Origin of the sequence: Peribacillus sp. NPDC060253, assembly GCF_042727425.1 — a bacterium.
In the GTDB taxonomy this organism is placed as follows: domain Bacteria; phylum Bacillota; class Bacilli; order Bacillales; family DSM-1321; genus Peribacillus.
The window spans coordinates 1-17,395 of record NZ_JBHXAS010000099.1 but is presented as its reverse complement, the minus strand read 5'-3'; the positions used below and the strand labels follow the sequence as shown (position 1 = coordinate 17,395).

The following is a 17,395-nucleotide window of genomic DNA, read 5'->3' as shown; positions in this document are numbered from 1 at the left end:
TCCTTAAGATCCACCAAAAAAAGCTCAGCCTGGTTGTATTGTTATCATCCATTATCGTCAAGGGGTTAATGGGTTAGACTCTATTTTTGAGTTTAGATTTTCGTAGTAGATGGTGGCGGCGAGGAGCGCCGCCATAGAAATTTCTTATGGAAATAAAGGGGCAGGTGACACAATAAAAAAAGTTTGTTGCACGGAGAGATAAATGATGAAAATAAAGAAAAAACCGTTCAGTTTTCTGAACGGAAACACATTTTAGGTGTGTTGTTAAAGTAATTTAAATTATGGCTTTTATACTAAAGTCCACTCAAAATATGCCAGTTGATTTTTGGAAAGCCTTCTGGAATCCTTTCAACTTTTTTATGGCGTAATCTATTAGATTTACAAGAGTTAGAAACCATAATGCAGCGAGCAAAGGTTCGGTATATCTGTACACTTTATAAATGATTAACTTTCTACATTTATCCTCCTTTGGTGAAGCAAAGAGAATTGTTTCGCTAGAAAAGTCGGTGAATATGGCATATCATTTTGTAGCCACGAAACGATTGTGCCTATTAATGCTGAGGTTTCATACCATATCAAAATGTCTTCCTTGACAATTTCAGTTTGAATATGGGATGACCTTCCGTTTTCCTCTATCTTAGTAACTATCCTCTCCCTTAAAAACATTGTTAAACGTTCTCTAAAGATGGGGACTTTCTTAGAAGCCAGTAGGTTCTTATAAAAATTCGAATGTTCAGCTATATGCTCAAGTAAATTTTCGACTATTTTCCAACTAATCTCATCAGAGGATGTCTGGTCCGTTGTTGTATTACTAAAAATCGTTGAAATGTCTTCAATCATATCGTCTGCCATTTTTTCCAACATATCTGGAATATCACGATAATGTAGATAAAAGGTAACACGATTGATGGTTGCTCTCTCTGCCAATCGATTAACCGTTATTTTTTGGAGATCCATTTCCTCAAGTAATTCAACAAATGCATTTTTAATTAATTGTCTTGTACGGAGTATGCGAGGGTCTGTGTGAAGCTTTTTCTTTTCCATCATAGTCTCTTTCCTTCCTCATCAAATCGTAAGCTACACTTCATAGTGTTACGTCGTATTTCTTCTCGATAAACAACATAAACCTTATTTTTGTGAATTAATATACACTTTTTGGAATTTTGTAGCTTGAAAACATGATAAATTGTAATTATAATCTCATTTATACATTGTAAATTATACAACACAGTGTAAATTTAATCTACGAAAGACCCGAGAGGATGTATGAAATTGAGTAAGAATGCAACAATCAAAAAGGGACCAATCATGTTTGTGTTGATAATAGGTGCTTTCCTTGCCACGTTTAATCAAACAATAATGAGCGTTGCCATACCGGAATTAATGAATGATTTTAATATTAAAGCTTCAACAGCTCAGTGGCTTACAACAGGTTATATGTTGGTGAATGGCGTTTTAATTCCTATTACAGCCTTTTTAATCCAGAGATTCTCCACTCGTCAATTGTTCCAAACTTCGATGATCATTTTTCTAGCCGGAACGATTGTTTCTGCAGTCGCAACCAATTTCCCTGTACTTCTGACTGGGCGGCTGATTCAAGCAGCCGGTGCTGGCATTATTATGCCTTTACTCATGAATGTTGTGTTATCCCTTTTCCCTCCAGAGAAGAGAGGATCTGCTATGGGCTACGTCGGGTTAGCGATTATTTTTGCGCCTGCAATTGGACCAACACTTACTGGTTATGTTATTGAGACATTTCCTTGGCAAGCCATGTTTTATGGCATGATTCCGTTTACAGTTATTGTTATCATCTGCGGTTTTATTTATCTGAAAAATGTATCAGAACCTGTTCATTCCAAGGTAGACTTTATTAGTGTAGCCCTTTCAACCATCGGATTTGGTGCTTTAATGTACGGCTTCAGCGAAGCCGGCAATGCTGGTTGGTCAAGTACAGAGGTAGTTGTTTCTCTAGTTGTAGGAATCCTGGCCCTTGTCCTGTTTACGTGGCGGCAGCTGATCTCCAAAAATCCGCTACTGAATCTCCGAGCCTTTAAATACAATATGTTTACCTTGACTACCCTTATAAGTATAGGTGTTACCATGATGATGTATGCAGATATGATGCTGCTTCCTCTGTATCTTCAAAATGCCCGCGGTTTTACTGCATTGGAGTCAGGTATACTGATGCTTCCAGGGGCACTCCTAATGGGGTTGCTAAGTCCTGCAGTTGGAAAGCTCTTCGACCGATTTGGAGCCAAATGGCTTACTATTATCGGTATAGCAATAATTATCATCTCAACCGTTGGCTTTATAGATTTGACTGACTCGACCAGCTATACGTTTCTCGTTGTGATGTCTACAGTCCGTCGGATTGGGATGGCTATGTTCCTTATGCCTATACAGACTGCAGGTTTAAATCAATTACCTTCAAGTCTTTATGCACACGGCACAGCTATTTCCAACACTATCAGACAAGTAGCCGGCGCGATAGGTACTGCCCTACTTGTGACAGTAATGACAAACAGTACAACGAATCATCTTCAGGACTTAGTGACGGGAGGAGCGCAGGGTGAAACACAACAACATATGGTTATGGAAGCTTCGATCCAGGGGATAAATGACGCATATTTTGTTATTCTTATCATCGGAATTTTTAGTTTATTGCTTTCCTTCTTTATCAAACGTGTTAAGAATGCTTCTGAAGGAAAACAACATAATTTTAAAGAAGCCAGTAAGAATTTAAGAGGCAAATCCACAATCTAAAGGATGTATAAATTATCCTAGTTGTAAACTAAGGAGGAAATTAGATGTTATATAAAACTTAAAGATTATCATCCTGATGGTTCTTTGAAAGGTATTTTTAGGTCAGCAAATAATTCCTTGGACAATATTTAAGCAAACGGATGACTCCCGTAAAGGGCACATTGAGAAAGGAAGGTTGTCATGAATAATTCAGATCAAAAATTACCAGAGAAATCAATATTGGACGTGTTTAGTGGTGAAAGTGGTGAAAGCCCATTTCCGATATTCGCTAAGATGCGGACAATGGGAGCCATTATTCCTATCCCGTCTCCGATTAGCGGAATGGATGGTCAGGCATGGATGGTTACGCGTATGGAAGAAGCAATGCAGGTGTTAAAAGATCATGCCCATTTTACTGTAGACGGGGGCTCCATCAATGGTAATAGTGATATCAGGCAAAACAATGCTGATCCATCCGCTCCCCCTACCTTCCTTAACGCAAAATCCATGCTTTCTGTCGATGAACCCGACCATCGACGGTTGCGCAGGTTGGTGTCCAAAGCCTTTACGCCTAAATATATGGAAAGCTTACGCCCTCGCGTCCAGGAAATTGCTGACGAATTACTTGATCAGGTACAAGATAAAGGCGAGATGGACCTTGTCAAGGACTATGCCTATCCCTTACCAATCAACGTCATTTCTTACATGCTTGGGGTGCCTCAAGCAGACAAGGAACGGATTAGGGGCTGGTCTGAGGTCATAGCGCACGGTCTGGGCCTAGGAAGGAAAGATCCGGGGGTCGCATCGCAGAGCAGATACGAGCCTTCGGGGAATACATCGTGCAGCTTGTCGCTGACAAACGCCAGCATCCTGCTGATGACTTAATCAGCCAATTGGTTGCTATCGAAGAGGAGGGAGATCGACTCGACGAAGCAGAACTAATCTCGATGATCTCGCTTTTGATCTTTGCCGGCCATGAGACAACCTCGAATCTCATTGCCACCGGCACTTTGATGTTGCTGGATCATCCAGAGCAACTGAATATGGCAAAAGCCGACCTCAGTCTGGTTCCTGCAGCTGTGGAAGAACTGCTGCGCTTCAATGGGCCTGCCACAATCGCGGGACCGCGTTTTGCCACTGAAGATATCGAGCTAGCTGGGCAGCAAATCAAAAAAGGGGACATGGTCATTCCCATATTAAAATCAACGAATCGGGATGAGATACAGTTTACCGACCCAGAGGAGCTGGATATTACTCGTACAATGAAACGTCATCTCGCCTTTGGACATGGCATCCATATGTGTTTGGGAGTGCCACTAGCCCGTGTGGAAGGAGACGTTGCGTTTTCCACCCTGTTGAGACGCATGCCTAACCTACGCCTCAGCGTCCCTCGGGAGAATGTCAACTGGCACTTCACGCTGAGCTCACAAGGGTTAATCTCCCTGCCGGTTGCTTTTTAGTAGAGAGATAGAACTCCCTTCTTGACGGGGGGAAGTCCAGAAGGCCCTTATTTCCACTAAAGCCAAAACTACACTTACTAATGAAGAGCTGCTCCAATGATGGGCGGCTTTTTTTATGTCCTATTCAATAATAAAAGTAAACCAATCGTTTCTTATGGAACAAAAGGAGCGGATTAGTTTAAAATAGTACCTTCCATCTGTTTAATTGAGTGTCAGCTCATGTTATAATGATGAACTTAGGGTAATTACGACTTTTACTTATAATTGAACGGATGCCAAGAAAAGCCTCCGCACAGCGATAAAATATGGAGGTGTAAGAGAATGAATAAACGATGGACGATTGGTAAAATTAAAGAATTTATTGAGAAAAATTCGGAAAGTAAGTTGTTAACAACGGAATATCACGGATTTTCTCAAAAGTTACTATTTAAATGTGCATGTGGTAGCAACTTTGAAAAAACATTTACGAAATTTAAAAATAATAACCAACGTAAATGTGACGTATGCCAACCGCCACAAACGACACGATAACGTATAGCGAATAAACCAAGTGCCGATTTCTATTAAAGAGAAGTTGGCACTTTTTTTATTTTATAGGGAATAAAAGTGGATTTCACTAAAGGGGAGGTCTAGTCGAATATGCCCTCTTAAAACTTTTCGTTAATAATAAGGAGTAACTTTTTGATTATTTTTTTAAAGGGAGATTTTCTGTATTAGCTTAAGCTATTGAATAAAACATGGATCTTGTTCACTAACAGGTGGGTAAGCTAGCCAGGATATTTGTTGGAATAGCACGCAAAAACGAGACTTATTGTGCAGATAAAGTTCGACCTATAACTGAACTGGTTACATAGTTTTAAAGGGGAATTTTCTAATAGGATTCTCGAAGGTAACCTTCAAAAACTAATTTTCATAGATTTTTTCTTTTAACGAACATTGGCTTATTCGTAGGATTTCAAATATGTACGGAGTACCAGATTTCTTCAACAAAAGGGCACTGACCCATCAGGTTAGCATAACTTATTCACTTTGTTTCCACCTTGAATTATGTGTTTATAGTTATTATCGGTTTTTGGCTTATATCCTCATAGTCATAGGATTGTCTTTAACATTAATAGAACGGTATTTACTTGAAAAGCAACAAAAAAAGGAACTAAATGGGCCAGGTTTTACATTATTTTTAAGCATTTCATCCCTATTATGAGTTATATATTTTGTGTGATTATGAACAAAATGGTGCTTTACTTCATTTAGGGAGGGTTGCTAAAGCAACCTTTTTTATATGTAAACCAGAAGAATTTATTGAAAATAAACTTGTTGATTGTATAGACAAAATTGTTACTGACTATGTGCGGGATATAACCCATAATTGTTTTTCGGGGTGATGTGTGAAGGTTATAGTTGTTGCTGACATGGTAAAAAACTGATTCGTGGATAGAAATGGGAAAAGCACAAAATGCGAACCTTTTTACTCGTTTATTTCCCCAAATCTCATTTTTTCTTAATAATACAAAAAAGTACCCTATAAGTAGACCTTTTTTTAAATGTCTACTCTATAGGGTACATTTTATATATGTTTGTACTTTTTGAATATTACTTTGCCGAGTAATGAGTTACTTACAGTATTATTTTTGATAAATAACAATTCAAAATGTATATAGTGTTGTTACATGACTTGTTAGAGAATGGCTGTGGGATTTTTTAGACGAGCATCACTCTACACTTTTGCAGTACCGTTCATGGATCCAGGAGCGTTTTTCTGCCATATTGTAAGTGTTCTTCAATATGTCGAACTACTTCTTCCGCGTTGCCTTTTTCCAGGGCCCTTACAATTAATAAGTGTTCATCATATGTTTGCTTTAGGCGATCAATTTTTTTCTTTAATACTTCTTTTCCGTAAAATGTAAGTTTTTCTCTAATGCTTTTAAACATCTCAAACATTTGTTCATTTTTATTAAACTCCATTATTTTAAGATGGAACCTCATATCGTATTCAAGTGCTGAATAGGAATCTTCGTTTTTTATATACTCGTATTGCTGGTTTAAGATGTCATATAGTTCTTCGAGTTGGTGTTTTTCAATACTATGTGAAAGCTTTCGTAACGCAAATGTTTCAAGTGCAATTCGTATTTCATACACTTCATTGACTTGTTTTACAGAAATATCACATATATAGATACCTTGCTTTGGATGAATACGGACCAATCCATCATGTTCTAAACGCTGAAGGGCTGACCGAATGGGGGTCCTGCTCATTTCTAACTGTTCACTGAGATCCCCCTCTTTAACAAATTCTCCTGGCGATAACTCTCCGTCCATAAGTAGTTTCTTAATCATCTCATAAGCTCGATCTTTTAAAAATTGTCGTTTGGGTTGGTGTATGCTCATTTTATCTATCCTTTTAAAAAGTATTAATACTACATAATCGTATATAAAAATTAATCAACAATGAATTTCATTAACTTACTTTATTCTATCATATAAATCGTGCGATTAAATTCAGAATAGATTGACTAATAAGTTTATCTGTTGTATACATATAATATACAACATAAATACAACAAGTCACAAGAGGTATAAGGTAGTAATTGATAACGTTTACAAAGAAAGGATGAATGTAATGATAACGGTAAATTCTATAATTCCAAGACCAAAACTTGAAGAAGTAAAGCAATTGGGAACTATTTCACCAAGTGATTATGGGCATCATTTGAATTTCCAATTAATCAGTACTAAGAAAATCAAGCCTATATTCCCGATTGAAAACACATTTTCTGGTCCGGCAGTAACGGTCCGAATCCCTCCAAATGACGGTCTATTAGTTTATAAGGCACTGGATTTAGTACAGCCAGGTGATGTAGTTGTGATTGATATGAACGAAGAAGAGCGTTTTGCATGTTGGGGAGAAATTACAACAAGAGTTGCGATGGAAAAAGGAGCTATTGCTGCGATCATTAACGGGCCTGTTACCGACACTAAAATAATTAATAAATTGCAATTCACCGTGTTTTCTTACGCGATTTCACCTTTAACCACCAAAGTCTATAGTATTGATGGCGACGTAAACGTACCTGTATCCATTTCAGGATGCATCGTTAACCCTGGGGATATTATTGTTGGTAGTAATGATGGCTTGTTAGTTGTTCCACAAGAAGAAACATTAAGTTTTATTGAAATCGGCAAAAAGGAAGAAGAAGCAGATGAAAAACGACGTCAAGAGTTGCAAGCTTTAGGTGTTGAAAAATACCTTCGTCGATTCGATCCTCTTTGGGAAAAGATGTTAATCAATAATCAAAATTAACCGATTTACTAAAAATGCTTATTTCTTTCACCTAGGCTCCCTACATAATCCTGTTTTATACTTTTTTCAGTTATTAATTCTTATAAAGGAAGTGGATAAAAAGATGAAACAAGGGAACATCGAAAAACAGGTAGAATTAATCGACGAATCTCAAGGCAAGGAAAGAAAAATTGGATTACGTTGGGGCATGGGTTTGATTTTTTTTATTATAGGTTTGATAGCGTACATGGACCGAGCCAATCTATCTGTGGTCGCTAAACCGATGATGGATGCTCTAAATATGAACAAAGTTGAATTTGGACTTTTGTCTTCCCTCTTTTACGCAGGATACTGTATTGCTCAAATTCCAGGTGGGATGCTAGCAGAAAAATTCGGGTCAAGGAAGATCATTATAATAGCGATTACCTGGTGGTCTGCATTTACAGCACTTACAGCTGCCTCTACTTCTTACGTTGTATTATGCATTGTAAGGTTTCTGTTTGGTGTTGGTGAGGGTCCAATGTATCCAGCCAACGCTGTCTTCAATTCATACTGGTTCCAAAAACATGAAAAGGGACGAGCAGCAAGTGCTTTATTAGCTGGTTCTTTCTTCGGACCTGTTATAGCACCAGGGGTTTCAGTGGCTATCTTGCTGCTTTTTGGATGGCAAGGCGTTTTCTATAGTTTCGCTATTCTTGGCATTGGGATTGGCTTAGTTTGGTATATTGTAGGGCGTGATAAACCAGAAAATCATCCTTGGATTTCTGAAAAAGAAAAAGTGCTTATTTGTGAAAATCGAAGCATCACCGGAACAGTAAAAAAGACCGCCCCGTGGAAGATTTATCTAAGAAACATCCGATTTTGGGCAGTTGGGATACAATACTTTGTCGTCATCTATATGAACACCTTCTTTTTAACATGGTTACCTACTTATTTAATGGAAGCACGAAATTTCTCATTAAAAGAAATGGGGGTAGCGGCAAGTTTCCCTTGGCTGGCCATTTGTTTCACTGTTCTTGCTGGAGGCGCCTTATCGGATATCATCTTACAAAGAACAAACTCACGAATGAAAGCTCGAGGTAGTCTAGCCTTGATCGGATTCATTTTTTTCATTATAGGATTGTATTTCGCTGCCTATTCCACAAGTCCTTGGATGAACGTTGTCTGGTTGACACTAGCACTTGGCGCTCTTGGGCTGCCAATCGTTACTTCTTGGGCAACCGCAAACGATTTAGGTCAAGAATTCGCAGGGTCTGTCAGTGGTTGGATGAACCTTTGGGGAAGCATTGGAGGAATAACATCTCCAATTATCTGCGGATGGTTAGCGCAGGAAATGGGTTGGAATACAACCCTATTAATCAACATCATCCCTATCGGACTTGCTATTTTCTTATGGTTTCTCATCAAACCTGATCGTCCATTAATTCCGGCTGAAAATTAGAAACACTATGTAAGATCAAAAATAATAAAAAAAGGTGATAGGACAAATGGAAATTACGATAAATAAAAGCGTCTCAACCATCAAGATTCCCGGAATACGGACATTTTCCAATATGGTGATCCATAATACAGATGCGATCAATCTTACTCTTGGTCAGCCAGATTTCCCAACACCTGAACATATAAAAGAAGCTGCAATAACAGCGATTAGACAAGACCATACAGCCTATACACATAACGCGGGCCTATTGAGCCTTCGGAAGGCTGCCGCAGATTATGTATTCCAAAAGTATAATCTCACCTACAATCCTGAGGATGAAATCATTGTAACAAATGGTGCAACTGAAGCCATTGATAGTGCGTTCCGAACCATTTTACAAGCAGGGGATGAAGTCATTCTTCCCTCGCCAATTTATCCTGGATACGAACCGTTAATTACATTATGCGGAGCAGTTCCGGTTTACGTTGATACGTCAAAAAATTCTTTCAAAATGAATGCTGAAATGATTAAGAATAAACTAACGGAACGAACACGCTGCATTGTTCTTTGCTCACCTTCAAATCCTACCGGAAGGATGTTAAGTGAAGAAGATATCGTTGAAATTGCTAATGTACTTAGAAATAAAAACATCTTTGTTGTTTCAGACGAAATCTACAGTGAACTGTATTATGATAAAAAGCATTGTTCAATTGCCTCTATTCCAGGTATGAGGGAGAAAACTATCGTCATTAACGGAATTGCAAAATCCCATTCTATGACAGGTTGGAGAATTGGTTTTACTTTTTCGCCTTCCTATTTATCTAGCCAAATGTTAAAAGTCCATCTTTATAATTCAGTTTGTGCCAGCACAATTAGCCAATATGCGGCAATCGAAGCTTTAACCAAAGGGAAGGATGATCCAAGTCAGATGGTTGAAGAGTATCGAAAAAGGAGAGAGTACGTCTGCAAAAGGCTTACCGAGATGGGATTAGATGTGGTCAAACCAGATGGTGCCTTTTACGTTTTTCCTTCTATAAAAAGTACAAAGATGAAATCGTTTGATTTTGCGCTGAAGCTACTCCAAGAGACAAGTGTTGCAGTTGTTCCTGGCGATGCGTTTTCAGAGTTTGGAGAAGGGTATGTAAGGATTTCTTATGCGGCTTCTATCGAAACGCTTAAAGAAGGATTAAACAGAATGGAGCAATTTGTTCATTCAATAAAGCGTAAACAGTTAGCAACTAATAAATAAAAACATTTATTAAGGGAGATAACAATCATGTACAACAAAATTTACAACATGACAATGCCAGAAAAAGTAGAAACGCTTACACGTGCTCTTGTAAGTATTAACAGCATTAACGGAACAATTGGCGAGGTGGAAGTGGCTAACTTTGTAAAAGAAACTCTTCTAGGCTTTCCGTATTTTCAACAAAACCCATCTCAAGTATGGGAACAGCCGGTTCCAAACGATATACTAGGCCGGAAAAATATTTTTGCTTTAGTCAAAGGGAAAACAGAGACAAAAGATACAATTATTTACCATTCTCATTTGGATACGGTTGGTATTGAAGATTATAGCAACATGAAAAAAGATGCGATGAATCCCGATGCGTTAGAGGATTTTTTCAAAATGTATGCATTTGACAATGATGTACAAAAAGATGCTCAATCAGGAGAGTGGCTGTTTGGAAGAGGATCCGTTGATATGCAAAGCGGGATCGCAATACATATTGCAAATGTTCTCCACTTTTCCGAACATCCCGAAGAATTGACGGGTAATATCCTGTTAATGGTGAACCCTGATGAAGAAAGCCAGCATAAGGGAGTGATATCTGCCATTGCTGAGTTGAATAGATTGAAAGAGGAGCAAGGATTGTCTTATACAGTAGCCATTAATGATGATTTTATTACTCCTTTATATGATAATGACCCTCACCGCTATATTTATACGGGAGCAGCAGGAAAGCTTCTGCCGAGTTTCTATATTTATGGTCGCGAGGCCCATGTAGGTGAAACGTTATCCGGTATTGATCCAAACTTTATTGCGGCTGAGATAACGCGCCGTGTCCATAATAACCTAGATCTAGCCGAAAATATTGACGGTGAATTGGTTCTCCCACCTTCTTGTTTGTATCAACGCGATACAAAAGAATTTTACAATGTTCAAACCGCTACTAGTAGCTACCTCTATTTTAACTACTTTGTTTATAAAGCGACGACGAAGGAAGTCATGGATAAGTTAACTGCTGTTGCATTTGAGGCCTGCAGGGAAACAGAACATGTCCTATTCAAGCATTACAATGATTTTCTCATGCGCACAGGGTTGCCACCTAAAACACTATCCTGGAATATTGAAGTAACGAGTTTGGCAGATTATGTGGATGAGTTGGAAAAGATGGGGATTAATACAGCGGAAAGAATGAAGAAAGTGTTTAATGAGAATGAAAATTTAGAGCCAAGAATGCTTTGCTTCAAAATTGTCGAAGCCTTACAAGAACTTGATCCGAATAAAAAGCCGCGGGTTATCATCTTTTTCGCGCCACCTTATCTTCCACACAACTATTTAAATCAAGATAATGAGAGGGACGCTAATCTGGAAAATGCGCTAAAAGAAGTATTAGATGAAGTAGCAAAAGAAACTGACGAAAAGTTTGCAGTAAAAAAGTTCTTCCCCTATTTGGCAGATGGAAGCTTTTTATCATTGCACGAAACCGACGAGGACATCCTGTCGTTATTAAAAAATTTCCCAGAATGGGAGTCCATTTATCCTTTGCCTATAAAGGACATTCGTAATCTGAATATTCCGTCTATCAATATCGGAGTATATGGAAAAGACGCTCATAAATGGACAGAACGCGTTTATAAACCTTATACTTTTGGCGTTTTACCCGGACTTTTAAGAAATGTAACGCTTAAGTTATTAACAAAAAAAGAGGGAATTTTCAGCAAATAGGCCCGGTAATGTAATGGCTTCAAAAGATAGGAAGGAGAATGAATCTCTTATTCCTTCCTATCTTCCCTAATAATTTGATGTTATTAAGCATATGTGTTTATAAAAACAGCTATCGTTAGAGTAGTTTACTATATTTCGAGGCTATTGCAAAAGTAGAAAAAAACTCCTTTCCTAGAAATGTCTACGAAAGGAGGAATTAATTTTCTTAATATTTTAATGTTTGGTTTTATTAATGATATAAGAAAGAGTGATAAAAAATGGGAATGATACACAAGGAAAACGATGAATTAAAACGTACGATGAAAAGCAGACATTTGTTCATGATTGCACTTGGTGGTGTCATTGGAACTGGATTATTTCTTGGGTCAGGATTTACAATTAGTCAGGCAGGACCCGGAGGAGCCGTTCTTGCTTATGTACTAGGTGGGTTTCTTATGTACCTTGTTATGCTTTGTCTTGGTGAATTAACAGTAGCTATGCCAAATTCGGGCTCTTTTCAAGCATATGCTACGAAATATATTAGTCCTTCAACCGGATTTACGATTGGTTGGCTTTACTGGTTAAGTTGGGCGAATACCATTGGATTAGAATTTACATCTGCAGGTATTCTTATGCAGCGGTGGTTTCCGGAAGTTCCTGTTTGGATTTGGTGTATGGTATTCGGAATTATTATATTCTCGATCAATGCATTGTCCACTCGTAGCTTTGCAGAAACAGAATTTTGGTTTTCTAGCATTAAGGTGACAGCTATTGTTCTCTTTATTATCCTTGGGGGGGCAGCTATGTTTGGTTTCCTTAACTTAAAAGGTGATGAATCTGCCCCATTTTTTTCGAATTTCACAGGTGACGGTGGCCTCTTCCCAAATGGGATTCTCGCCATATTCTTAACAATGGTTACTGTGAACTATTCTTTCCAGGGAACTGAGCTCATTGGTATAGCTGCTGGAGAAAGTGAAAATCCAGACAAGACACTTCCTCGCTCCATTCGAAATATCATTTGGCGTACCATGTTTTTCTTTGTTTTGGCGATGTTTGTACTTGTTGCACTAATACCGTGGAAAACTGCGGGATTGGTTGAAAGTCCGTTTGTTTCCGTATTTGACATGATTGGAATTCCATATGCTTCAGATATTATGAATTTTGTTATCCTTACCGCTGTTCTATCAGTAGCAAATTCAGGACTGTATGCAGCATCAAGAATGCTCTGGTCACTTTCTAAAACTGAAATGGCCCCATCGATGGTAGGTAAATTATCTTCAAAAGGTATTCCGTTGAATGCACTGATTATCACTATATCGATATCGGCCCTCTCACTTCTTACTAGTGTCGTGGCTGCAGAAACTGTCTATGTATGGCTTATTTCTATTTCTGGTGTGATTACCATTGTCGTATGGATGTCTATTTGTGCATCACAGTTCTTTTTTAGAAAAAGGTTTATAGCAGAAGGTGGAGATGTAAAGGATTTGAAATTTAGAACGCCTCTTTATCCACTCGTTCCGATTCTAGGATTCGTGTCATACGGTATTGTACTAATTAGCCTTATTTTTATTCCTAATCAAAGACTAGGGCTATACTGTGGTATACCTTTCATGGTGGCCTGTTACATTTATTATCACCTAATAATAAAGAAGAAAAATAGGCACAAAAGTGGTGAACACAATGAAATTGGAAAAGCACAATGATTTCTTTGTGGAGTATCCGGTATGCCCTACAACCATTTTATTAATAGCATCTTAAAGGACACTTTTACAGACTTTAAATAAATTACTACTAACATTTTGATTAGATCATTAGGTCCTAGGTAAAGAAGATGTTTAGACATTTTTAGTCTAAACATCTTCTTTTAATCTTTTTATTTTTCACATCTAGAGAGGATAAAAAATAACGCATACGAAAGTTCCGATACGCAAAGGAAAGCTAACTATCGAATGAAATAGTCAAGCCGTTGTTTATCTCTTTATATGAGAAAGCGCAGAACTTGTTTGCTATCTATAAAAAAATGGAATAATACGCATAATTGTTTTGCGTTTAAACAAAGTTTGCTTAAGTAAAAAATTGAATATAAAGGAATTAAATCTGGCGTTTCGACTCTATTAATAAAATTTGGATTTGATTCTCCTTTAAGTAACTTATCTCACATTTAATCAAACATCTTCTTTTTGTGCAAAATCATTTTGCTCTCATTATACTAAAATTAATCGGTGCAAAAATATTTTGCGATTTTTAGTCCTTAAATCCTTTAATGCTAAGAGTTACCTTATGAAAGGAAGTTGGCACGATAGTTGCATTATAGATTGATGAAGAGTTAAAAACTTAGGAGGTAAAACATATATGTCCTTAATCCAATACTCATGAACCATTTGCAGATATTAAGTAAGGAGAAAATACAATAGACTATCAAGAAGCACATTCTTCTATATAAAATCGAACTCGGTAAGGAATATTTGCGTGTTATAGGAGAAGAGTTTGATTGGGAGATGGGCAAAATTCTAAGGTGCTACATTAATAAACAGAGATAGGAAAACAAGGGATAAGGTTAATTGCAAAGAATTTGAACAGGTGATCTGAGTTTATTTCGTTCCACACAAACAGTCATAAAAGAAGCGATAAAAAAATTAGGTTATTCAGAGGGATTTTTTGAACTATTAAAAGAGCCGATGCGCATGATGACCGTTCGTATACCGGTCAAAATGGTGAATAACGATAATATATACAGTACAGGTGGTGTCATGGTTTCTTACTTTGAATGGGTACAAAATACGTAAGGATATTATTGGCTAGAGAAAGAAGTGGCTGAAAAATTACGCAAAGTAATGGTCAATTCTTTTTGAAATATTTATCAAACAACACTGAGACATCAAGTCGATATGCGTTTAGCAGCCTATATGGTGGGAATTAGAAATCCGGCTGAATCTTCTCGTTTCCTGGGCTGGATATAAAATGTAATATTTTCTATCATTCTATGGAAAAACAGATTTAAAAAACTTTTTATTGGAGGCATTTTATGTGGGTAATCACTGTTCATTCCAGGAATAACGTTAAAATATTTGAGTTTGACACTGAAAAAGAAGCTAAAGAAACTTTCAGGGGAATTAAAGGGTGTAAAATCCTAACAGAAGTAATTTATTTTAATGATTATGATTTAGTTGAATCGTAAATAGTTAGAATCTTTAGTTAATTTTAACTTTTTACATTCCTTCTGAAGATAGTCAGGAGTATATAAATCTAGACGTACACTAGAACCTTGTTCAATATCAAATTGAATTGATATGAACAAGACAGTTCACTATTATGTAGGATTGAGTAATTATTTCGAATGGATATAAAGAAGTTTATATATTATAGGGAGATATGTTTATGGAAGCTAAATACTGCAAAGAATCAAGAGTTATAAGAACAAGCCGTGTGTTTCCAAATGATGTGAATAATCATAATACGTTATTTGGTGGTCGTTTGATGAGTCAATTGGATCAAGTATCCTCTACTTCTGCAGCACGTCATAGTCGTAGGGAATGTGTAACTGCATCAACAGATTCTGTTGATTTTTTACATCCAGTACGAACAACAGATGCAGTCTGCTTTGAATCTTATGTAACTTGGACAGGTACCTCGTCAATGGAAGTTTTTGTGAAAATTATTGCAGAAGACTTAAAAAGCGGTAAACGTAAGATCGCAGCAACTGCACTATTAACATTTGTAGCACTTGATCAACATAACCGGCCAACACGTGTTCCACAAGTCATTCCTGAAACAGAAGAAGAGAGAAAATTACATGAAACCGCACCAGATCGAGCAGGAAAGCGTAAGGAAAGGAAACAAAAAAGTAAGGAGATGGCTGCATTTTTAACTACTAATTATCCCGGGGAGCAATATAGCTCACGTTAAGCTTGGATTGAACTAAAACCTATTCAATGAAACATATCAAAGAAAAAGGACAATTATATGTTTCATGTCATTGGAAAAAAACTAAGCAAAATTTAAAACGACCGTTAAGTTTACTTCACTTTGCGGTCGTTTTATGTTTGAGATGCTCATGTCAGAAACGTTCAAATGCCTACTCATTCTGTGTTATTAAAGAATGATAAGAAACCAAAAACTCATCGAAAGGGAGGAAACTGCGAAAATCTTAACAAGTTTCTAGAACGAAGTTATGAATTCCGCAAAAAAATACTTTTCTCTCATTATAGGGGTACTACTACCTAGCCCCTAGACCAAAGCCTTTTCTTCTTCAACTAAAGGATGCGTTAGCTGAAGATCAGAGCTGTCTTTAAGGCAGCTTTTTCCTTATGCAACTAACGGGGCAGGATAGTTGCATAAAGAAGTTTCCATTTTTTACACAAATAAAAAGGTGTCAAATGGTATGATTGAAACAGAAATTGTACAGAACTTAATTTTTAGGGGGAAATATATTCTTGAAAATGATTAGAATTATCTTAGCAATAATTGTTCTTGCTTTATCAGCCTATCAGCTAATTACTGAAAATTTTGAGTTGATGCCGTATTCTATGTTGTTCTTGGGGGCAATTATGTTAGTTACAGGATTATCTGAACTTCAAAAAGACAGAAAAGGCTTTTGGGGATATATGAGCATTGTTATCTCTTTATTTGTTTTCTTTGTTTCCATACAGGGTTTCTTAATGAACTAACGGGTGCTTAGCTGAAGATCGGAGCTGTCTTTAAGGCAGCTTTTCTTTATGGAACTATCGGGGCAGGTTAGTTTAACAAAATTCTGATTTAACTCAAAAAACTACGATTATAAATGTAGCTTGATTCAGGCTTATATCTGGAGATTCCAAAAATTAGTATGATACAGCGAATATAAGGAATTTATAGATATCATAACGAGGTGGGACGAGAAATGATAAAAGGTCTTTATGAGGCACATTTACCTGTAAGTAATCTTGAAAACTCAAAAATTTTATAAAAAGTTAGATTTAGAAATTGCATATCAAAATGATAAATTAGCTTTCTTCTGGATTGAGAAAGGTAAAAGTTGGCTTGGTCTATGGGAAACAAACCATGTAGAAATTCCGTACCATCCTTCAATACGACATGTAGCTTTATAAATAGATATAGAGGACATGACATCAGCAAAAGATTGGTTAAATAGTAAAGGAATCGAAATTCGTACAAGCTTTGACTTAACTGAAGAACAACAACCTTTAGTTCTTGATAACAATCCACAAGCCCACGCAGCTATTTATTTTAATGACCCAGACGGAAATCCTCTAGAATTGATTGCTCCTTTAAGATTGGACTTTGAGGAATCCTTTGGAGAGATGTCATTAGAAGATTGGTATAGAAGAAATACTGCTCGCAACTAATTCTGCTTTTCTTTCAGTAACGGATTCTTGAGTTTAGCAAGGGGGTTGCTGTGGCAATCCTTTTTCTTAATGGACTAACAGGTGCGTTAGCTTAAGATCAGAGCTGTCTTTAAGGCAGCTTTTTCGTGCGCCCGGCATGGGTGCAATCTATAGGGTGCGAGTCCCGAACCATGAAGGCAGTAGTAATGGTTAGCTTAATGCAAGGGTGTCCATGGT

Annotated in this window: 15 protein-coding genes and 2 pseudogenes; 15 read left to right on the top strand and 2 right to left on the bottom strand. The window is 37.3% G+C overall.

Annotated features, from left to right (window positions below):
- Positions 1-444 precede the first annotated feature (444 nt).
- Positions 445-1,044 carry a TetR/AcrR family transcriptional regulator gene (locus ACFWE9_RS20560; protein ID WP_377358500.1) on the bottom strand — a complete coding sequence of 200 codons (600 nt, stop codon included), beginning with the start codon at positions 1,042-1,044 and terminating at the stop codon, positions 445-447.
- Between the two features lie 264 nt (positions 1,045-1,308).
- On the opposite strand from ACFWE9_RS20560, the gene ACFWE9_RS20555 reads away from it, so the two are divergent.
- From ACFWE9_RS20555 to ACFWE9_RS20540, 4 genes are all read left to right on the top strand, one after another.
- A complete protein-coding gene (locus ACFWE9_RS20555; protein ID WP_377358498.1) occupies positions 1,309-2,763 on the top strand; it encodes a DHA2 family efflux MFS transporter permease subunit in 1,455 nt (484 codons plus the stop codon).
- A 180-nt stretch (positions 2,764-2,943) separates the two neighbouring features.
- On the top strand, positions 2,944-3,627 hold the full coding sequence (locus tag ACFWE9_RS20550) for a cytochrome P450 family protein (RefSeq protein WP_377358496.1): 684 nt from the start codon (positions 2,944-2,946) through the stop codon (positions 3,625-3,627).
- Positions 3,582-4,202, top strand: a complete 621-nt coding sequence (locus tag ACFWE9_RS20545; protein ID WP_377358494.1) for a cytochrome P450 — start codon at positions 3,582-3,584, stop codon at positions 4,200-4,202. Before ACFWE9_RS20550 ends, ACFWE9_RS20545 begins: the two co-directional genes overlap by 46 nt.
- Before the next feature lie 321 nt (positions 4,203-4,523).
- A complete protein-coding gene (locus ACFWE9_RS20540; protein ID WP_377358492.1) occupies positions 4,524-4,733 on the top strand; it encodes a hypothetical protein in 210 nt (69 codons plus the stop codon).
- A 1,206-nt stretch (positions 4,734-5,939) separates the two neighbouring features.
- On the opposite strand, the gene ACFWE9_RS20535 is transcribed toward ACFWE9_RS20540, so the two are convergent.
- Positions 5,940-6,590, bottom strand: coding sequence for a GntR family transcriptional regulator (locus ACFWE9_RS20535; protein ID WP_230162610.1), 651 nt, complete (start codon positions 6,588-6,590; stop codon positions 5,940-5,942).
- 232 nt (positions 6,591-6,822) lie between these two features.
- On the opposite strand from ACFWE9_RS20535, the gene ACFWE9_RS20530 reads away from it, so the two are divergent.
- From ACFWE9_RS20530 to ACFWE9_RS20485, 11 genes and pseudogenes are all read left to right on the top strand, one after another.
- Entirely contained in the window at positions 6,823-7,503 is a 681-nt protein-coding gene (locus tag ACFWE9_RS20530) for an RraA family protein (protein ID WP_230162613.1), read from the top strand.
- 103 nt (positions 7,504-7,606) lie between these two features.
- A complete protein-coding gene (locus ACFWE9_RS20525) occupies positions 7,607-8,923 on the top strand; it encodes an MFS transporter (RefSeq protein ID WP_230162614.1) in 1,317 nt (438 codons plus the stop codon).
- 46 nt (positions 8,924-8,969) lie between these two features.
- Complete coding sequence (locus tag ACFWE9_RS20520) at positions 8,970-10,151, top strand: aminotransferase A (RefSeq protein WP_230162616.1); 1,182 nt, start codon at positions 8,970-8,972, stop codon at positions 10,149-10,151.
- A 27-nt stretch (positions 10,152-10,178) separates the two neighbouring features.
- Positions 10,179-11,855 carry a M20/M25/M40 family metallo-hydrolase gene (locus ACFWE9_RS20515; protein WP_230162619.1) on the top strand — a complete coding sequence of 559 codons (1,677 nt, stop codon included), beginning with the start codon at positions 10,179-10,181 and terminating at the stop codon, positions 11,853-11,855.
- Between the two features lie 257 nt (positions 11,856-12,112).
- A complete protein-coding gene (locus tag ACFWE9_RS20510) occupies positions 12,113-13,537 on the top strand; it encodes an amino acid permease (RefSeq protein WP_230162621.1) in 1,425 nt (474 codons plus the stop codon).
- Between the two features lie 882 nt (positions 13,538-14,419).
- Positions 14,420-14,578, top strand: a pseudogene (locus ACFWE9_RS27155) (glutamate dehydrogenase); the annotation flags it as partial.
- A pseudogene (locus tag ACFWE9_RS20505) lies at positions 14,558-14,794 on the top strand (glutamate dehydrogenase); the annotation flags it as partial. The pseudogenes ACFWE9_RS27155 and ACFWE9_RS20505, both read left to right, overlap by 21 nt.
- Positions 14,795-14,859: 65 nt before the next feature.
- Complete coding sequence (locus ACFWE9_RS20500; RefSeq protein ID WP_230162623.1) at positions 14,860-15,012, top strand: hypothetical protein; 153 nt, start codon at positions 14,860-14,862, stop codon at positions 15,010-15,012.
- A 200-nt stretch (positions 15,013-15,212) separates the two neighbouring features.
- Positions 15,213-15,740: an acyl-CoA thioesterase gene (locus ACFWE9_RS20495; RefSeq protein ID WP_230162625.1), complete on the top strand. Its 528-nt coding sequence runs from the start codon at positions 15,213-15,215 to the stop codon at positions 15,738-15,740.
- 533 nt (positions 15,741-16,273) lie between these two features.
- Positions 16,274-16,501, top strand: a complete 228-nt coding sequence (locus ACFWE9_RS20490; RefSeq protein WP_230162636.1) for a DUF3953 domain-containing protein — start codon at positions 16,274-16,276, stop codon at positions 16,499-16,501.
- Between the two features lie 435 nt (positions 16,502-16,936).
- Positions 16,937-17,179 carry a VOC family protein gene (locus tag ACFWE9_RS20485; protein WP_230162629.1) on the top strand — a complete coding sequence of 81 codons (243 nt, stop codon included), beginning with the start codon at positions 16,937-16,939 and terminating at the stop codon, positions 17,177-17,179.
- The last annotated feature ends 216 nt before the right edge of the window (positions 17,180-17,395 follow it).